At 50.7% G+C, this 19724-nt stretch carries 15 protein-coding genes; 12 read left to right on the forward strand and 3 right to left on the reverse strand.

Annotated features, from left to right (window positions below; translation table 11 throughout):
- Nucleotides 1–80: 80 nt before the first annotated feature.
- Nucleotides 81–1091, reverse strand: a complete 1011-nt coding sequence (locus tag C9I98_RS22065; RefSeq protein ID WP_036818820.1) for a porin — start codon at nt 1089–1091, stop codon at nt 81–83.
- Between the two features lie 251 nt (nt 1092–1342).
- Nucleotides 1343–1990: an oligogalacturonate-specific porin KdgM family protein gene (locus tag C9I98_RS22070; protein WP_036818822.1), complete on the reverse strand. Its 648-nt coding sequence runs from the start codon at nt 1988–1990 to the stop codon at nt 1343–1345.
- Between the two features lie 437 nt (nt 1991–2427).
- Here C9I98_RS22070 and rlmA point away from each other — a divergent pair, with 437 nt between their 5' ends.
- The 9 genes from rlmA to C9I98_RS27065 all read left to right on the forward strand — a co-directional run bounded on the left by rlmA (nt 2428) and on the right by C9I98_RS27065 (nt 13538).
- Nucleotides 2428–3243 carry a 23S rRNA (guanine(745)-N(1))-methyltransferase gene (gene rlmA, locus C9I98_RS22075; RefSeq protein ID WP_036818825.1) on the forward strand — a complete coding sequence of 272 codons (816 nt, stop codon included), beginning with the start codon at nt 2428–2430 and terminating at the stop codon, nt 3241–3243.
- A 154-nt stretch (nt 3244–3397) separates the two neighbouring features.
- Nucleotides 3398–4396, forward strand: coding sequence for a ChaN family lipoprotein (locus C9I98_RS22080; RefSeq protein WP_107272488.1), 999 nt, complete (start codon nt 3398–3400; stop codon nt 4394–4396).
- Nucleotides 4397–5042: 646 nt separating this feature from the next.
- Nucleotides 5043–5978, forward strand: coding sequence for an ABC transporter substrate-binding protein (locus tag C9I98_RS22085; protein ID WP_425440731.1), 936 nt, complete (start codon nt 5043–5045; stop codon nt 5976–5978).
- 81 nt (nt 5979–6059) lie between these two features.
- Nucleotides 6060–6989: an ABC transporter permease gene (locus C9I98_RS22090; RefSeq protein WP_036823064.1), complete on the forward strand. Its 930-nt coding sequence runs from the start codon at nt 6060–6062 to the stop codon at nt 6987–6989.
- A 20-nt stretch (nt 6990–7009) separates the two neighbouring features.
- On the forward strand, nt 7010–7804 hold the full coding sequence (locus C9I98_RS22095; protein ID WP_036823060.1) for an ABC transporter ATP-binding protein: 795 nt from the start codon (nt 7010–7012) through the stop codon (nt 7802–7804).
- A gap of 110 nt (nt 7805–7914) precedes the next feature.
- Entirely contained in the window at nt 7915–8217 is a 303-nt protein-coding gene (locus C9I98_RS22100; protein ID WP_036826382.1) for a DUF6172 family protein, read from the forward strand.
- Between the two features lie 211 nt (nt 8218–8428).
- Nucleotides 8429–9733 (forward strand): efflux RND transporter periplasmic adaptor subunit, encoded by a 1305-nt coding sequence (locus tag C9I98_RS22105; RefSeq protein ID WP_036826385.1) that lies wholly within the window; start codon nt 8429–8431, stop codon nt 9731–9733.
- Nucleotides 9730–12885 (forward strand): efflux RND transporter permease subunit, encoded by a 3156-nt coding sequence (locus C9I98_RS22110; protein WP_107272490.1) that lies wholly within the window; start codon nt 9730–9732, stop codon nt 12883–12885. Before C9I98_RS22105 ends, C9I98_RS22110 begins: the two co-directional genes overlap by 4 nt.
- A gap of 47 nt (nt 12886–12932) precedes the next feature.
- Nucleotides 12933–13538 (forward strand): TetR family transcriptional regulator, encoded by a 606-nt coding sequence (locus C9I98_RS27065; RefSeq protein ID WP_051902434.1) that lies wholly within the window; start codon nt 12933–12935, stop codon nt 13536–13538.
- A 158-nt stretch (nt 13539–13696) separates the two neighbouring features.
- Here the strand turns inward: C9I98_RS27065 and yfbV are convergent, their stop codons facing one another.
- Nucleotides 13697–14149 (reverse strand): terminus macrodomain insulation protein YfbV, encoded by a 453-nt coding sequence (gene yfbV / locus C9I98_RS22120; RefSeq protein WP_107272491.1) that lies wholly within the window; start codon nt 14147–14149, stop codon nt 13697–13699.
- 332 nt (nt 14150–14481) lie between these two features.
- Here yfbV and C9I98_RS22125 point away from each other — a divergent pair, with 332 nt between their 5' ends.
- From C9I98_RS22125 to C9I98_RS22135, 3 genes are all read left to right on the forward strand, one after another.
- Entirely contained in the window at nt 14482–15678 is a 1197-nt protein-coding gene (locus tag C9I98_RS22125) for an acetate kinase (protein ID WP_036823568.1), read from the forward strand.
- A gap of 193 nt (nt 15679–15871) precedes the next feature.
- Entirely contained in the window at nt 15872–18010 is a 2139-nt protein-coding gene (pta, locus tag C9I98_RS22130; protein ID WP_036823566.1) for a phosphate acetyltransferase, read from the forward strand.
- Nucleotides 18011–18371: 361 nt separating this feature from the next.
- Nucleotides 18372–19694 (forward strand): anaerobic C4-dicarboxylate transporter, encoded by a 1323-nt coding sequence (locus C9I98_RS22135; RefSeq protein ID WP_036823563.1) that lies wholly within the window; start codon nt 18372–18374, stop codon nt 19692–19694.
- Nucleotides 19695–19724: the final 30 nt, after the last annotated feature.

The raw sequence follows: 19724 nt of genomic DNA on the forward strand, positions 1-19724 counted from the left end.
CCTTAAAAACCAAAGAAGCCAGCATATCAGTGCTGGCTTCTCGTTATTATCAAGCCTATACCATTAGGCGCTTTGCGGTTTTAGTACTCGTAACGCAGACCGAGGTACATGTAGTCATCGTCGGCGTCACCGGAATAACTGCCTTCGCCATCACGGAAGACATAACTACCAAATACCGATGAACGTGACGTCAGTTTGTATTGTGCTTCCAACGTTGTGTCACTTAGCTCCAATTCATCCTGATCGTTATCCAACCAACGATAGCCACCGCGCAATACCCACTCATCACTGACATCGTAGACAATGGTGAACTCCACCACTTCATCTTTGCTCTTGATTAAACCATCATCGACTTCGTCTTCAGAGTAGGTCAAGCCAAACAAGGCATCACCAATGTAATAGCGAGTACCGATACCCCATACATAGTAATCTTTATCGCTTATATCACCTTCATTCGCTTGATAGATGACCACAGGTGCCAACTTACCAGCATTGCCCATATCAAAGGTATAGCGTAGTGCAATGTTATAACCGGTATCTAAGTCAGAGTCACTGTTACCGAGAATGTAGGCCACCGACACATCCAAGTAGTCATAACTGTTTTGGTACTGCAAGGTGCCATCTTGACGGAATACCTGTGTTGCAGTCGAATCAACCTCACCAACTTGGCGGGCAATCGCAATATCCGAGGCGGCAAATACATCAGCAATGTCAGTAAACATGATCAAACCAGACGCGACACGGCCACCGGTGAAGCGTCCATAATCGCCAGCATCAATCCCCGCCCAGACATAACGGGCCGTGAAGCTATCATTGCCTTTTCCAGCATTGGCACCTTCAGCAGCATTCACCTGGTATTCCGCCCAGCCGATCACCGAGACATCGTCATTGACTGTTTGCGAGCCACCCAGCCCCAAACGGGCATCGAATTTACCCTTTACATCATCTTCGCCCTTATCGGTAACGTTGAAGGCTAAACGGCCGTAGATATCGATGGTCGAACCATCGGCACCTTGGAATATGGTCCCTGCCTGGGCGTATCCTGTGCCTAGTAACGCCGAAACTGCCACTGCTAATGCTACTCTTTTCATGTTCAACTCCTGTTGTACATTTTTATTGTCGAAGCCGTCATTGGCTTCGTAAAAGCACTATAAAAAACGAAATACTCAATACTAAACAGACATATCAAGCACTTATTTGCGCTTAATTAGCATAGTACATATATTCAGATGGTGAATATTTATTGAACTTTATTGCGAAGTTAGAAATGAATAGCTTTAGCGGGATCAAAAAAGGGAAGCATCGCTGCTTCCCTTTTCAATTGATTCGATATCAAACGGGCTTAGAAGCCGTAAGAAGCACCGAATACGAATGCGTTGTTATCGTTGTCACCTTGGTTGCGGTACTCAACGTATGGCTGAACGCCGTTACGAGTCCAAGTAGCACGCAGCTCGTGATCCATTACTTCAGCATCAATCATGTAGATGTTGTTGTAAGACAAACCAACTTCCATATCAGTTAGGTTGTAAGCGATACGGTTATCCATACGGTAGTCTGTATCGTTGTCAGCATCAGTTGCATCAATGTGGGCACGAGTACGGTTGCTAATTGCGATACCGTTGTCGAAGTTGTAGCCGATTTTAACTAGCGGGCGGTACTGAATAGACTCACCAGCCTGAATTAGGTGTTGGTAACCTGCTGCAACCCATAGGTTATCAGTAAGGTTGAATGATTGCTCACCACCAACAGTAACGTATGCAGAAGACGCATCACCTTCTAGATCACCAATCTGAATACCATCGAACTCAGTGTAAACTGTCAAGCCACCAAGTGAGTTAGTAAAAGTGTGGCCAGCTTCAAGTGTAGATGTCGCACTTGAACCGTGGAATGCCTTATTATCGTGGAACTGTACGTTACCAGTTACGTAAGATGACGCCATTGCGCCTTGTGCCATAAGTAGTGCTACTGCGCCTAGTGCGAAACGTTTCATTCTGAACTCCTAAAGTATTATTCACGCGGCTTTTGCCGTCATTTTATTTTTTTACAGCTAGAATTATCATTCACAAAATGGATACTATCGACAATGAACATAAACCAAATCGCGCAGCGCACTGCACCAGAATAATATATCGACCAAGCTGTAAATTACACCAATAAATATCACACAAACCTGTAATATCAAGGATAAACAGAAGAGAAAATGCCCCAAACAAGAGTCAAACCCGCTTCCTTTGAGAAGCAAATTATCTTAAAAAGCTGAATGTAAGCTGAACAAAGTAAGCGGAAATTCATTTAAAATATAACTGTGATCTAGGCTTAATTTTGAAGCGTGAAATATGTGATCAATATCCTTTCATCCCGGTGCTTGCAGGCGTATAGAGGGGGCGTTTACAATGCGCTTCTACTTCATCAGCTCGGTAACAACTAATGTCATATCAATGCCCGCTTTGTCACTCGGCGCTTGAACAGCAAGCCAATACTTGGCGCTGCCACAATAATCATCAATTTGATTTAGCCAAGGAAGGGTATGTCAATTTGATGCCGGCACATCACAAAGGATCCAAAAACCCTGGTGACAACAAGGAGATGATGCAGTCACGCCGTTTGTTTTTGGAAGCCGGCCACTATGATCCTTTGAGAAAAAAGGTGATTGAAGCCCTAGAGCAATACCTGCCAGAGCAAGCCGAGCAGCTATTGGATATTGGTTGTGGCGAAGGCTACTACACATCGGGCTTTGCCAGCGCCCTGCAAGATCACCCAGCCCTTGAAGTGCATGGGTTAGATATATCCAAGATCGCGGTTCGCTATGCTGCCAAGCGCTACAAGCAATGCCACTTTTGTGTCGCTTCTAGCCACCGCTTACCCTTTGCCGACAATGCCCTTGACGGTATCGTTCGTATTTATGCCCCTTGTAAAACTGAAGAATTGGTTCGCTCTGTAAAACAAGGCGGCATTGTGGTCACGGTAACCCCGGCTGCACGCCACTTATACCAGTTAAAAGCGCTGATTTATAAGGATGTTAGGCTGCATGACATGACAGCCGAAACCATCGACGGTTTCGAGTTGGTCAGTGATAACCAGTTGCAATACACCATGTCACTGGGCGGCGACGAGGCCACGGCACTGATGCAAATGACCCCTTTTGCTTGGAAAACCAGCGATAAGGTATGGCAACAATTGGCAGCAAGCGATGTGTTTAGCTGCGAGGCCGACTTCTCAATCCGGGTATACCGTAAGAAATAGCCACCAATGATATTGGTTATCAATAACATTTGATAACCAATATCAACTCATTTATCATCGCGCACTGTCTATAATTTCTTAAGCATACTTATTAAGTATCGTTTTTATCCCATACTTTCTGATGCTTACTAAAATACCAACGGTGCCGTAACCAATGAATAAATGGCTTTCTCTTGGCTTAATCAGCCTACTTGCGGGATGCGCATCCCAAGCTCCTTCAACCCAGCCACTTTCTACTCCGCCAATTACACAAGCGCCAGCCACGTTTTACGATTACACCATCCATAGCCCGCAAGGCGAAACGATGACACTGTCAGCCCTTGCTGGTGCGCTGAAAGAGGCAGATGTCGTATTGGTCGGAGAGTGGCACGGCCATCCTGCCGCCCATTTACTCCAAGCTCAGCTGTTTGCTGCCCTTTACGCCCAGAACCCAAACATGGCGCTGTCCATGGAGCAATTCACCCGTGACAAACAGCATGTTGTGAACCAGTACCTGGCCAGCGAGATCGGTGAAAAGACACTGATTAAGGAAGGGAACGCTTGGCCAAATTACAGCAGCGACTACCGCCCATTGGTCGAGTTTGCCAAACAAAACCAGCTCGATGTCATTGCCGCCAACGCCCCGAAACCCATTGTGCGTTGCATTGGCAAGCAAGGACCCGGTTACCTGGATCGACTACCGGCAGTAGAACGTAAATGGGTGGCAGAAAGCCTGACACTCGACAACGACGCCTACCATGAGAAGTTCAATGCCTCAATGCACCATGGCGATGAGGAAAAAACCAAGCGCCAGTTTGCCGCGCAAACCGCCTGGGATGACACCATGGCTGAGAGTATGGTGAACTACCTCGCCCTTAACCCTAGTAAGCAAATCATCCATACCGCCGGCCTTTTCCATGTGGCAGAAGGCCTGGGCACTGCCGCCCGAATCAAGGCTCGCAACCCTAATCTCACGGTGATGATGGTCACGCCAGTGACAGAAAAAGCGCAGGTCGCAGAAGGCTCACCAGACTTTACGGTTGATGTTATGCCAATACCAACGGCCTATGTCGACAAAGATACGATGAAGGCGGCCATGAAAGAGATCTATGGTCGCAACCATGATTTGAAGTGCTACCAAGCAGCAGAAGATAATACCAACCTGGATAAGTAATTGATCTCAGTATTACGCAGGAAAAATCGTTGTTATCAAGGCAGAGATTGCAGTGACTAGTGGCTCTAATGACAAAATCTCTAACGTAGAGAACAGCGGTTTTAACCAGTAAGACTGATCAAGTGCTTATGTAGGTTGGTATGAATAACCCGCGCCAGAAAGAACTGAACCCCACCGGCGGCCAAGCTTGTGGGGTTCATTGGGAGGAGATATTGACTCACAAGCTAATATCTCGAGTACCTTGCGGTACGGGGAAATTATCATGTTAACTACCTTGCCAGAAGCTGAATACCCTCTGCTGGGCATGCGACATAGAGCACATATTTGATCCTAATTTCACCCTATCCATTTACTAATAGCTTGTTCAGCCATTTGCTCTCCATCTACAGAACACTCTTCCCCAAAATATTCTCACTACAGGGATATAAACCGGGCAATACAGTCACGACCAAATATCCCCCTACCAAGAAACAATAGCCAAGACGATAAGAACACCAATTGTTTATTTTTTGTTAAATTTTATATGTTCTTTTTATGTGGTTTGCGATAAAACATTATGCCAAGAGGTGATAAAGCCTCGAATAATCACAACAGGGAGCTTGCGAAAATGGAATTCAATAAAAACAAACTACTCACTGCAATTTGCATGGCCGCCTCAATGACATTGGCTTCAACCTCTGCACTTGCCGATGTCGCTAAAGTCGCCGTTTCCCAAATTGTCGAACACCCTGCACTTGATGCTGCGAGGGAGGGCTTGCTTGATGGCCTGAAAGAAAAAGGATATGTCGAAGGTGAGAACCTCGAGTTCACTTACCAAACCGCACAAGGTAACCCTGCGATTGCCGTCCAAATTGCCAAACAGTTTGTTGGCGAAAGGCCAGATGTCCTTGTCGGCATTGCCACCCCAACCGCGCAGGCACTGGCGGCTTCAACCCGCTCAATCCCTGTTGTCTTTACTGCCGTCACCGATCCGGTAGGCGCGAAGTTGGTCAAGAACATGGATAAGCCAAGCCGTAACGTCACAGGCCTGTCGGATCTGTCTCCTGTCGCCCAGCATGTTGAGCTAATGCAAGAGCTACTACCCGAGATGAAAAGCATTGGTGTTGTCTTCAACCCAGGTGAAGCTAATGCCGTGGCCCTCGTCGAATTGCTGCGGGCAGCTGCCGATGAAAAAGGGCTCACCGTCGTTGAGGGCACCGCGCTGAAAAGTGCCGATGTCCAATCAGCGGCGCAAATTGTGGCGTCCAAGGCCGATGTTATTTACGCCCCAACCGACAATACCGTCGCCAGCGCCATTGAAGGTTTAGTCAATGCGGGCAACCAAGCCAAAACACCGATTGTCGGCGCTTCAACCACCTACATTGAAAGTGGTGCTCTGGCAGCCCTTGGGTTCGACTACTACCAAGTTGGGGTGCAAACCGCCGACTATGTTGATGCCCTAATCAAAGGCAAAAAAGTCGCTGAGCTACCTGTAAAGGTGGCGAAAGGGTCTGATCTTGCGTTGAACCAAAAAGCAGCAGACAAACTGGGTATTACCTTCCCGAAATCCGTGGTTGAACGCGCCACCTCCATCGAGAAGTAACCACCATTCGCTCTGTGGTTCTATCCGTTTTTTAGATCCGCAGAGCCAACCCACCGTCTTATTATTGCAAGGAGAATAAGGATGTCTTTCTTTGCCTTTATCGGTACCCTGGAAATCGGCCTGGTCTACGGTTTGGTGGCTCTCGGGGTGTACCTCACCTTCCGCGTTCTGGATTTCCCCGATCTCAGCGTCGACGGTAGCTTTCCAATGGGAGCCGCCGTTGCCGCCACCGCAATTGTTGCCGGCGTGGATCCATGGCTAGCCACGCTATTGGCGATTGGCGCGGGCGGCCTATGCGGCTTGGTCACCGCTTTTCTTGCTGTGCGCTGCGGTATCCTCCACCTGCTCGCCAGTATCCTCACTATGATTGCCGCGTTCTCGATCAACATTCGCATCATGGGCAGCCCCAACCTATCGCTGCTCGGGGAAGATACCCTATTCACCCCCTTCGAATTGCTTGCGTTCGACTGGGGTGTCGACGAGGGCCTTGTGCGCCTTGCCATTGTTGCGCTGTTGGTTATTTTCAGTGGTTGGTTTATCACCCGCTTGCTCGCTAGCGACTTTGGCCTTGGCCTTCGTGCGACCGGCGTCAACAGCCGTATGGTCAATGCCCAAGGCGGCAACACCGCGCTATATACCTACTTTGGCCTTGCGCTATCAAACGGCTTGGTTGGTTTTTCAGGCGCATTGTTTGCCCAAACCAACAGCTTTGCCGATGTCACTTCAGGCGTCGGCACCATCGTCGTCGGCCTTGCCGCCGTCATACTCGGGCAAACCTTGATCCCGGGACGCAAAATCTGGGTCGCGGTTGTGGCTGTGATCCTAGGCTCGGTGCTGTACCGCTTGGCGGTGGCATTTGCGCTAAGTAGCGGCATGTTCGGCTTGCAAGCGTCCGATCTTAACCTGATCACCGCTGTACTGGTTGCAATGGCACTCATCGCCCCAAGGATGAAAAGCCGCTTCCAACGCAAAAAGAAAAACAGTGCACTGGGTGCCAAGAAGTTAGCCTAAGCAGTATATAGGGAAATAACATGATTGAGCTAAACGACATTCGCGTCACCTTCAATGAGGGGACGATACTGGAAAACCAGGCACTGAAGGGGGTTTCACTCCAAGTACCGGAAAAGCAATTTGTCACCGTCATTGGCTCTAATGGCGCGGGCAAGTCAACCTTGCTCGGTGCCGTCAGCGGCGAAACCCCGATGGTTGGCGGCCAAGTGCTTATCGACAATATTGATGTGACCAACAAGTCGGTACACCAACGCGCCCAGTATGCTGCCAGGGTTTTCCAAGACCCACTCGCGGGCACCTGTGGCTCGCTCACTATCGAGGAGAACATGGCACTGGCCTACAAGCGAGGGGGGAAACGAAGCTGGAAGCTCGCGCTGTCCAGCAACCGGCGCAAGCTATTCCAAGAGCGGATCAGTATTTTGGGCCTTGGCCTCGAAGACAGGCTGGGCGATAGCATTGGCCTGCTGTCTGGCGGCCAGCGCCAAGCCGTCAGCTTGGTAATGGCAACATTGGCTGACAGCAAGCTCCTGCTGCTGGATGAACATACTGCTGCTCTCGATCCCCGTATGGCGGCTTTTGTCCTTGCTCTTACTAACAAAGTGGTGAAGGAGTTCGATTTGACCGTCATGATGGTGACCCACTCGATGAAAGACGCCCTCACCTACGGTGAGCGAACCGTCATGCTTCACCAAGGGGAGATCGTACTGGATGTCGACGGAGAGGAACGGGCGCAAATGGACGTCAAGCAGCTGCTTGAAATGTTCAGCAAGGTGCGGGGCGAGGAGCTGGCTGACGATAGCCTGCTGCTGAGTTAATCTCACTTCTTCATCGCTACCACGGTGGATTTAAAGTAAACTATGGTTACCCAAGCTGCTTGGGTATACAGTGCCCAGCCATGCTGGGCCTTTTTGACTTTAGGAAAACCATGAAAAAAACATTTGCTTTAACTCACCCTAAAAAAGCGGTGCCGCGTGTTGTCGAAGCCGTTAAGTATGAAGTGAAAAAATACCTTCGCCGCGAGCGCAACAAAGCGCTACCAGCAGGTGCTGACTACTGGGATTTTGATTGTAAGTTTGGCCATACCGAGCAGGAAGCAAAGGTTATCCATGTAAAAGAGATCAACAAGTGCATTGATGAAGCCGAGACGTTGGCGCTGACTTCATTCTACCTTGAGATCCTAGCGAAGCCGGCAACCCGTGCTAAACGCGAAGTAGAAGACGAAGAGTAATCACCCGTTTTCAAGGCAAAGCCACCGACCACTGTGGCTTTGTCTACTTCCAATTTATCTTCGCTCCCATTTTTTCCCCTATTTCCCCCTCGTTGTAATTTTCCCCACTCCTCTCTTTGATGCCGCGCAGATTTATTTCTCGCCCCTTACATACATACAAGAATGTATGTAAAATTAAACCAATCTCTCAATCCCTATTCAGAGCACAACAATGAAACGTCGATCACTCACTGCCAAGGCATGGCTGTTATTGCCATTGGGTTTACTGTTACTCACGGGCTACCGCTTTAGCCAACTTGAAGACAGTAGCCAAACCCAACCCGCGCCACCACAACCGGTGAAGGTACAAACGGAACAAATCGTCCCCGAGTTGCTGACAGGCTGGTCATTCTCGGAAGGGACGGTACAAGCCTACCGAAAGGCTTTTCTAGATTTCGAAATGCCGGGCAAGGTTGTCACCATTGGCGAGTTGGAAAATGGCACCCAGCTAAGGGAGGGGGCTCGGGTATTTGGCCCTGATGACACAATCGAGCGCGGGCAGCTGCTTGCTCAGATCGACAGCCGCCAAAATTCAGCCTCGGTGAAAGCGCTGGAAGCCCGCTTGCAAGCCGTAAGGGCGCAAAAGCAAGAGGCCGAGGCACGCCTTCAGCAAGCTGAGAATGATCTCGCCCTTTCCAAACAAAACTTTGCCCGCATGCAAGAAGTGTATGAGCGCGGTGTGATCTCCCAAGACGAGTTCGAGCGCAACAAAACCGCCCTACTCAACGCCCAATCAGCGGTTGCAATGAACATCAGCGCGCTGGAAGCCATCGAATCGGAGATCCTGAGTGTCTCTGCCGATATCAACCGCGAAACCGTCAGCCTTGAGAAAACCAGCCTGTTTGCCCCGTTCAACGGCTACATCGCGGCAATGAACATCCGCGAAGATAACCACTACTACCCACCAGCAGGTATCACATCTAACCGTGATCGTGAGGCCAGCAGTGCCATCGTTGTCGTCGATGACAGCCTACTCGAAATCCAGCTGGAGTTACCGGTTGAAGATGCACGCTTGCTCAAAGAAGGCCAAACCGTATATCTCGCCAGTGACAATGCCACGCTGTATCGTGCCGAGGAAAATCAGTTCACCGGTCACAGCGTGGTTGAAGGAAGCATCTGGTCGGTCAGCCCGACCATTAACCTCCAGCGCCGCTCGCAAAGCGTGAAAGTGCGCGTCCACAACGATGAGCAACGGCTTATCGACGGCGAGTTTGTCCGGGCATGGATAGCCTCAACCGTTATCGAGGATGCGGTTTCGCTTCCTATTTACGCCATCTCTTTCCGTAGCGGCAACGCCTTTGCCTTTGTGGTAAACCAAGACGATCAGGTAGAAGAGCGCCAGCTCTCCCTTGGCCTGCAAGGCCTACGCCGAATCGAAGTATTGAGCGGGCTTGAAGCTGGCGAGCAGGTTGTCACCCGAGGGCAGCACTTGTTGGTCAACGGCAGCCAGGTTGAGGTAGTAGGAGCCAGCCAATGAGGCCAATAACGCGCAAACTCTTTGTCCAAACCTTGGTTGGCCGACTGCTGCTCGGCATGGTCGTCTTGGCCGGGCTGCTGTCGTACAACAACATGGTTCGCGAAAACTACCCGGATCTCGAAATCCCCCAGGCCATTGTCATGACCTTTTGGCCTGGCGCGGCACCGGAGCAAATCGAAAAGGAAATCACCAAACACCTCGAAGATGAAATTCGCAGCCTCAAGGGCCTGAAGTCATTCTCGAGCGGCTCGTACAACTCCTATTCCATGGTCGCGGTCGAATTTGACGCCGACATGCCGATGGTCGAGTCGATGCAACTGTTACGCGCTGCGGTCGATAAGGCGGAAGCGGAATTCCCAGCCGATGGCAGTATCGAAAAGCCCGACATCGAAGAAATGTCGGTGTCCAACATGCCGGTGATCAGCTGGGTGCTGAGCGGGGATGTCGACGACATCTTGCTATCGGACACCGCCAAACGGCTGGAAACCCAATTCGAAAACCTACCACTGGTGAAAAAGGTCAACCTCAACGGCATGCGCGAAAAAAGCCTGCATGTCCGCTTGCGGATGGATCGCTTGCGCGATTTGGGGATCTCCCCCTTGCTGGTGCGCGAGCGACTGCAAAGTGCCAACCACGATATGGCTTGGGGCGAATTTGAGTCCGACGAGAATACCTTCAACCTGTACCTCTCCGGCCGCTTCGTCACTGTCGAGCAGGTGCGCCAGCTGCCCATCACGCGACTGAGTGATAACCGCCCAGTTCGACTGGGAGAAGTCGCCGAAGTTAGCCACCGCCTTGATCGCGAGGTAAGCCGAACCTTCTTCAGCGTCAATAACCAAGCATTCGAGCCCGGTATTACCCTGGATGTGCTCAAGCACCCGGGTGCCGATACCTTTGCGGTTATTGGATCTACCCAGCAGAAAGTCGACCAGCTAACCAGCCGCTCCGATTGGCCGCAAGGGCTTTCCCTGTCCCGGGTCAGCGATGACGGCGAGCTCATCGAGCTGGCCTTTAACGATATCTCCAGCTCGATGAAGCAAGCGGTGGTGATTGTCTTTGTGGTACTCATGCTACTGCTAAGCTGGCGTGAGGCACTGGTTGCCGGCATCGCCCTGCCCGTCACCCTATTGGCAACACTGGCGGTAATGGCAAGCTTTGGCTACTCCTTTAACTCGATGATCATGATCGGCATGGTGCTGGCCCTCGGTCTGATGGTGGATGTCTACATCCTGGTGATGGAAGGGATGCACGAAGGGTTATACGTGAAGAAGCTCTCGTTTGCCGAGGCTGCTATCGAGACCGTTCGCCAATTCATTTTGCCCGCCACCGCCGGGCAGCTCACCACGATTCTGGCGATGGTTCCGATGATGATGGTTGGCGGTATCGACGGTAAGTTCATCCGTATTCTGCCGATCACCATTACCGTCACCCTGTTGATCAGCTTGTTCATTGCGTTCCTCATCTGTATCCCGCTGTCGCGCTATATGCTGGAGAAGGCGGCCAACAATGACAAGGAGCTGCTGATCGACAAGCTCTCGAGCCGCTACCGCCATCGACTGCGCCAATGGCTCACAACCTATGTGCTCAAGAGCAAGCGCCGGGCCGGGGTTTGGGTCGGTGGCACCTTGGTGCTGTTTGTCGCCAGTATCATGCTCGTTGGCTTAATGCCATCTGAGATGTACCCGGAAGCCGACGACCGCAAGATCGGTGTCTCGCTGGTATTGGCACCGGATGCGACCTTGGAGCAATCGCAGCGCGCCGCCGATAAAGCCGGTGAGTTCTTGCGCCAGCAACCTTGGATTGAGAAGGTCATCACCTATGTCGGGGCCAAAAGCCCGATGACCACCGCCTCGCTCAACGATGCCTTGCTTCCTTCGCAAGAGTGGAACCAAGTCGGCTTTAGTCTAACCCTTTACCCTAAAGATCAGCGCGATAAGCTGTCATTCGAGTACTTGGAAGAAATTCGCGAGGGGATCCAACAGGCATTGCATGACGAGCCGGGCATCGAGGTATCCTTGGTCCACATCGGGGGCAACCCTGATACGTCGGCACCGATCCAAATTGATCTGATTGGTCCGGATTACAACCAGCTAATCGCCAATGCCGCCGAGGTGAAAGCCGCTCTGGCACAAGTGCCGGGCAGCAGCGATATCAACGATAACCTCGGCCCTGCCCGCTATGAGGTGCGCTTTAGCTTCAAGCATGAAATGCTGAGCTTCCACCAGCTATCGGAATCCGAAGTCTCGCAGCAGATCCGGGTCGCCATGGAGCAGGATGAAATCGGTCACTTCAAGATTGAAGGTATCGATGACGACGCTAAGATGCGCCTGAGCGTGTTGTGGCCAAGCCGCGGAGAAAGCCTTGGCGGGCCGCGCCACCTTTCGGAAATGCAGCTATTGCACATCATCAGCCAAGACGGCCGCGCCGTGCCATTGACCGATTTGGTGGATTACCAAATTGTCGAGACCCCACGGGTATTCGTCCACAAGGAAGGCCAGCGTGCCGTTACCGTTGCCTCGCGCACCGAGGGGCGTACCGCTGGCGAGGTCATCACCGGCCTGCTCCCGCAGCTGGAGCAGCTGCAAGCCGAGTGGCCAACGGGCTATTACTACCAGCTGGGTGGCGAGATGGCGAAAGCAGACGAGAGCTACAGCGCCATGGGCACGGCATTTGTGCTGGCGATGTTCTCGATCTTCGTGTTGCTGACCTTGATGTTCAACTCGTTTGCCCAACCGGCCATTATCTTGCTGATCGTACCGCTTGCCTTGATGGGGACCTTCTTTGGCTACTTCCTGTCGGGCACGGCAATGTCATTCTCGGGGCTGATCGGGATTGTCTCGCTGGCGGGGATCGCGGTGAACAACGGTATCGTACTGGTCGACACCATGAACCGCCACCTCAAGCGCGGCGAATCTGTCGCCCAGGCCGCCGCCTATGGTGCCGCAGAGCGCCTGAGACCTATACTCAGCACCAGCCTGACGACTATCCTCAGCTTGCTGCCGTTGGCGTATAGCGATCCGCAGTGGTATCCATTGTGCATTGCGATTATCTATGGCCTGGTGGCATCGACCATCATTGCCATTGTAATAATCCCCGCGTTGTATATCCTTTTGACCAAACCGTTAGGTAGCCCTGTGGCGCAACAGGCCTAATTGATTATCGGGGGTGCGATGGCACTCCCGAATTTCGGATAAAGCAGATGGCAAGAAAAAGCAAAGAAGAAGCAGAACTCACCCGGCAGCTATTGCTCGATACCGCAATGAAGGTATTTAGCGAAAAGGGCTTAGCCAAAACCACCCTTGCCAGCATTGCCAAAGAGGCAGGGCTGACCCGCGGGGCAATCTATTGGCATTTCAAGGACAAGGCAGACCTGCTGGAAGCCTTGTGGAAGTCTCAATCCCCGGCCCTTCAGCACGCTATCCAAGCCACTCAGCAACTCGAAGGCATTGAGCTAAAGCAAGGGATGCTCAATACCGCCAGGGTGCTGTTGGTTGAGATGCACGACAACCCGAAAATGCGCATGATCATGCAGCTCTCCTTCCAATGCTTTGCCGATGAGAGCCTGATGGAAACCTGCATCGAGCAGTCGAAAGAAGATCGCGCCCTGATGTTGGCTGCGATGGAATGTCTGCACGGCAACGGCATTCTGCACGACCACCTGACCCCCAAGGTCGCGGCAACCATTTTCGAGAGTTTGCTGACAGGCGTATGCGAACAGTGGCTGATGCACGGCATGCCCGAGAGAAGTGAGGAAGAAATAGAGAGCTACATCCAATCCCTATCTTTGGCGCTCTATAAACACTAGCCCCAAACAGCCTGAGCTAGCGCTAATTCGCGCAAATCAATACCTGGGCCTGGGCCAACAGCAATGGAAAAAGCGGCATAGATCCCGTCCTTGCCGCTCCTGCCTGCTAAGTTGCACCAGGCTAAAGCTTTGCACCTGGCTAAAAACCTTGCACCAGATTAGAACCAGCGCTCCAGTGCCCCTTTATCAAGCTGTTTGAAAGCACGGTTAAGAACTTGCGCCAATTCCAAGTAGCGCGGGTGCGACTTCACCGGCTGCAAGGCATAACCTTCGCTGACAATCTTGTCATGGATTTCGCGATACCACGTCGCCAACGACGGCGGCAAATTGGTTCGGCTGCGCTTGCCCAGCCACCATAGCCCCTGCAATGGCATACTCAATGCAAAAAATGCCACCGCAATGGCCTGTGGCAAGGCATCGTAGTTATCAAAAGCCATCTGGCTCAAAACACTCAACACCGCTACTGCCGGCATTACCCGTATCGCAAACTTGGTTGCCTTAATGTAGCGCTGTTCGGGAAACAGCATGGCCAACTCTTTTCGCATTGGCCAGATGCTCATGTAGTCCTGCCCGTTACGGAAAGACCGCCAAATCGAATTTTGTTGAGTCATAAACCACCAAACATCAAAAAAAACAGTAAAAATTCAAAATCAGCGATAACAAACTTGATTCAAATTAATTTTTTCTAAAAATCTTTTTGTTATATTGCGTAACAATCGCTATCCTAAGCACGCCTCATCTAATTGTTGCCTGTAATCTCTGTTCTGGCAACCGTAGGCGCCCCCATGGATGGCTCGGGATCTGAGTTTCACGATTCTTTATATATACGGATGTAACACGAATTTGACCCTGGTTAGGCCGACTTAAAGAAAAGTCGTCTATCCTATGGGTAATTTTTATTCAGTTGAATATCAACTTTCAGACAGATTATAGGTAGTCACTCATGTCTAAGCTGGTTTTAGTTCTTAACTGCGGTAGTTCTTCTCTTAAGTTCGCTGTTGTTGACGCGGTATCAGGTGAAGAGCACCTGACAGGTCTTGCAGAATGTCTGCACCTTCCAGAAGCACGTATCAAGTGGAAACTTGACGGTAAGCACGAAGCACAACTAGGTGACGGTGCAGCGCACGAAGAAGCGCTAGCGTTCATGGTTGACACTATTCTTGCTTCTAAGCCTGAACTAGCTGAAAACCTAAAAGCTATCGGTCACCGTGTTGTACACGGCGGCGAGCAGTTCACTAAGTCTGCGCTTATCGACGACGCTGTTCTTAAAGGTATCGAAGATTGTGCAACACTTGCACCTCTTCACAACCCAGCTCACATCATCGGCATCAAGGCTGCTCAGAAGTCTTTCCCTGCGCTTAAGAACGTTGCTGTATTCGATACTGCGTTCCACCAGACTATGCCTGAAGAAGCATACCTATATGCACTACCGTACAACCTATACAAAGAGCACGGTATCCGTCGCTACGGTATGCACGGTACTTCTCACCTATTCATCACTCGCGAAACTGCGAAGCTACTAGGTAAGAAAGAAGAAGAACTAAACATCATCAACTGTCACCTAGGTAACGGTGCTTCAGTTTGTGCAATCAAGAACGGTGAGTCTGTAGATACTTCTATGGGTCTAACACCGCTTGAAGGCCTAGTAATGGGTACACGTTGTGGTGACATCGACCCAGCTATCATCTTCCACATGCACGACAACCTTGGTTACTCTGTTGAGAAAATCAACAACATGCTAACTAAAGAGTCTGGCCTAATGGGTCTGACTGAAGTGACTTCTGACTGTCGTTTCGTTGAAGACAACTACGGCGAGAAAGAAGAAGCTACACGTGCAATGGACGTGTTCTGCCACCGCCTAGCTAAGTACGTTGCTGGTTACACAGCTTCTCTAGAAGGTCGTCTAGACGCTATCACTTTCACTGGCGGTATCGGTGAAAACTCTGCACCAATCCGCGAGATGGTTCTAAACCGCCTTGCTATCCTAGGTGTTGAAGTTGACGGTGAAGCAAACCTTAAAGCACGTTTCGGCGGCGAAGGTGTTATCACGACTGAAAACAGCCGTGTTCCAGCAATGGTTGTTTCTACTAACGAAGAACTAGTAATCGCTGAAGATACAGCTCGTCTAGCTGAAATCTAATCGACGATAATAGTCTAAGCTATGCTTTAGCGTAGTGATCACGGCTGGCCTAGGCCGGCCGTTTTTTCATAACCCTGCCACTTTGTTTGGTTATGACCCCTTTTGTGGTGCTGTTCAATAGCGGTTACCTAATCGTTATTGAACAGCACTGTCTTGTTCAATAGTTGAGGAATCCATAGTGTCCCGTACTATTATGCTTATTCCGGTTGGTGCCGGAGTTGGTCTTACTAGCGTTAGCCTTGGTGTGCTACGCGCAATGGAACGCAAAGGCGTTCGCGTTTCTTTCTTCAAGCCTATCGCTCAGCCACGCCACGGCGGTGATCAGCCAGACCTAACAACTAACATCATCACTGCGAACAGTGACATGCAAGTTGCAGCACCATTTTCAATGGCAAGTGCTGAAGAGCTTATCCGTAACGACAAGAGCGATGTACTACTAGAAGACATCGTTGCGCGTTTCAAAGAAGCAACTGCTGAAGCAGAAGTTGCGCTAATCGAAGGTCTTGTACCAACTCGTAAGCACCCGTTTGCCAACCAGATCAACTATGAGATCGCGAAAACTCTGGATGCGGAAATCGTATTCGTTGTTGCGCCTGGCACTGATAACCCAGCTCAACTTAAAGAGCGTATCGAAGTTGCATGTTCTAACTTCGGTGGTATCAAGAACAAGCAAATCGCTGGTGTTATCGTTAACAAGCTAAACGCACCAGTTGATTCTGAAGGCCGCACTCGCCCTGACCTATCTGAAATCTTTGACGATGCAGAAGCGACGGTTCCTTCAAACGTTGAAGTGATGCAGGTATTCAACTCAAGCCCAATCCGTGTACTAGGCTGTGCACCTTGGAGCTCTGAGCTAATCGCTACGCGTTCTACTGACATTGCTAAGCACCTAAACGCTGAAATCATCAACGAAGGTGACATCGCGACTCGTCGTATCAAGAGCATCACTTTCTGTGCGCGCTCTATCCCGCACATGGTTGAGCACTTCCGCCCGGGTTCTCTACTGGTTACTTCTGCTGACCGCCCAGACGTTATCGTTGCGGCATGTCTAGCAGCAATGAACGGCGTTGAAATCGGTGCCCTACTGCTAACTGGCGGTTATGAGCTACCTAAGCCTGTTCTAGACCTATGTGAGCGTGCATTCGAAACAGGCCTGCCTGTGATGACAGCACAAGGTAACACTTGGCAGACTTCTCTGAACCTTCAGAGCTTCAGCCTAGAAGTACCGGCTGACGATAAAGAGCGTGTTGAGCTAGTTAACGAATACATGGCTAGCCATGTTGACGGCCAGTGGATTGAATCACTAACTGAAGGTTCAACCAAAGAGCGTCGCCTAAGCCCACCAGCATTCCGTTACGAGCTAACTGAGCTTGCACGTAAAGCGGCTAAGCGTATCGTTCTTCCTGAAGGTGACGAGCCACGTACCGTTAAGGCTGCAGCTATCTGTGCTGAGCGCGGTATCGCTGAGTGTGTGCTGCTAGGTAACCCAGAAGAGATCAAGCGTGTTGCTGAGCAGCAGGGCGTTGTTCTAGGTTCTGGCGTGACTATCATCAACTCTGATGAAGTACGCGAAAACTACGTAGCTCGCCTAGTTGAACTACGTGGCCACAAAGGCATGACTGATGTTGTTGCTCGTGAAAAACTTCAAGATTCTGTTTTCCTAGGCACAATGATGCTAGAAAACGATGAAGTTGACGGCCTGGTTTCTGGTGCGGTTCACACGACTGCAAACACTATCGTTCCTCCGTTCCAGATCATCAAGACTGCACCTGACGCGTCTATCGTATCTTCTGTATTCTTCATGCTGCTACCTGATCAGGTACTAGTATACGGTGACTGTGCAATCAACCCAGACCCAACGGCTGAGCAGCTGGCTGAAATCGCTATCCAGTCTGCTGACTCTGCGAAAGCATTCGGCATTGAGCCTCGCGTAGCAATGATCTCTTACTCTACCGGTACTTCTGGTAAGGGTGCAGACGTTGAGAAAGTACGTGAAGCAACCAAGCTAGCGCAAGAGAAGCGTCCTGATCTAGTGATCGACGGTCCTCTACAGTACGATGCTGCGATCATGGAAAACGTTGCTGCTTCTAAGGCGCCTAACTCGCCAGTAGCAGGTAAGGCAACTGTATTCGTATTCCCAGACCTAAACACGGGTAACACGACTTACAAAGCGGTACAGCGTTCAGCAGACCTAGTATCTATCGGTCCAATGCTTCAGGGCATGCGTAAGCCTGTTAACGACCTATCTCGCGGCGCACTAGTAGACGACATCGTTTACACTGTTGCACTAACTGCGATCCAGGCAAAACAAGCTGACGACGCAAACCAGTAATACATAATTACTGACGTTTGATACTATCGCGCCTCCACAATTTGTGGGGGCGTTTTTATATAATTAGCAACCACTTACTGCTATCCCCTATTCTCGCCAACCACTCCACTGCTTAAAATTCACCCAACCCATCACTTTTCCACCAGCCATTTTTGATAATTATTTTTAACATTATCAACAACGGTTATTGACCTTCTTCACAATACCCACTCTTGTAACACGGCTTTTTGTTAAGGGGTTGTATTTATTAGATGCAAACACCATAACCCCTACTCCTTTAAGGGTATAACTCTCTCCAACGGACTGTTAACTGCAGAACGAGCAATTTTTGACTGATATAAACCATTCTAGTGAGGGAAACATGTTCTGGATTCACCTGTTATTACTGCTCGCTGTCATCTTGATCGGCATCCGCCACGGCGGTGTCGCCTTCGGCCTCCTTGGTGGCCTTGGCGTATCCGTGATGACATTTGTCTTTGGTATCGCCCCGGGTCAACCACCGGTCGGGGTTATGCTGATCATCTTGGCTGTGGTTGCCGCTTCGGCCACCTTGGAAGCAACCGGCGGCCTCAAGCTACTGGTTAAGTTTGCCGAGCGCCTGCTGCGCAAGCACCCAGAGCATGTGGTTTTCCTTGGCCCGCTTTGTACCTATACCCTAACGGTGCTGGTTGGTACCGGCCACTCGGTATACCCGCTGCTGCCGGTTATTTATGATGTTGCCTACAAAAAAGGGATCCGTCCTGAGCGCCCAATGGCGATGGCAACCGTGGCTTCGCAAATGGGTATCACCGCCAGCCCAATCGCGGCAGCCGCCGCCGTGGTAATGGCGACGGCCATGGACAATAACCTGGATATTAACCTTATCAACGTCCTGATGGTCACCATCCCCGCGACACTGGGCGGCCTGCTGATTGGTTGCTTGTGGAGCCTTAAGCGCGGCAAGGATTTGGATCAAGACCCAGAATTTCAAGCTCGCCTACAAGATGAAGAGTTCCGCGCTAGCCTGATTGACCCAGAGCAAGAGGGCTCAGACGAAGAGGAAGCCGAGCACCACCGTACTGCGAAACGCGGCCTAACCGTGTTCCTACTGGGTATCCTATCGGTGGTCATTATCGCCCTGTTCAGCAAGCAGTTGCTGCCGCAAGGTGTCGGGATGTCGGTTGCTATCCAGTTTATGATGCTATCGGTGGGTGCGGTGATCCTCCTAACCACCAAAATTGCCCCGAAGCGCATCGTTAACAGCAATGTCTTTATTGCCGGCATGAGTGCGGTGATCACCATCTTTGGTATTGCATGGTTCAGCGACACCATCATCGGCCACCACAAGGAATACTTGGTCGACTTGGTCAGCGGTATGGTCAACGTCTACCCGTGGTCATTCGCCTTCGCCATGTTCTTTGTGTCGGTATTCCTGAAAAGTCAGGCTGCGGTACTCACCATTATGCTGCCACTTGGCTTTGCGCTGGGTATTGACCCTGCGGTGCTGATCGGTGTCCTACCGGCTTGTTATGCTTACTTCTTCTTCCCGTTCTACCCTAGCGATCTGGCTGCTATCAGCTTTGACCGCTCCGGCACCACGGCAATTGGTAAGTATGTACTTAACCACAGCTTCATGATCCCAGGCTTCATTGGTGTTGGCTCGGCCACCATTATTGGTTACTTCATCTCGATGGTGGTGAACTAAGTTAATACCGAGCTAAGCCAATCCGGAAAT

This window comes from Photobacterium sanctipauli (assembly GCF_003026495.1).
Lineage (GTDB): Bacteria > Pseudomonadota > Gammaproteobacteria > Enterobacterales > Vibrionaceae > Photobacterium > Photobacterium sanctipauli.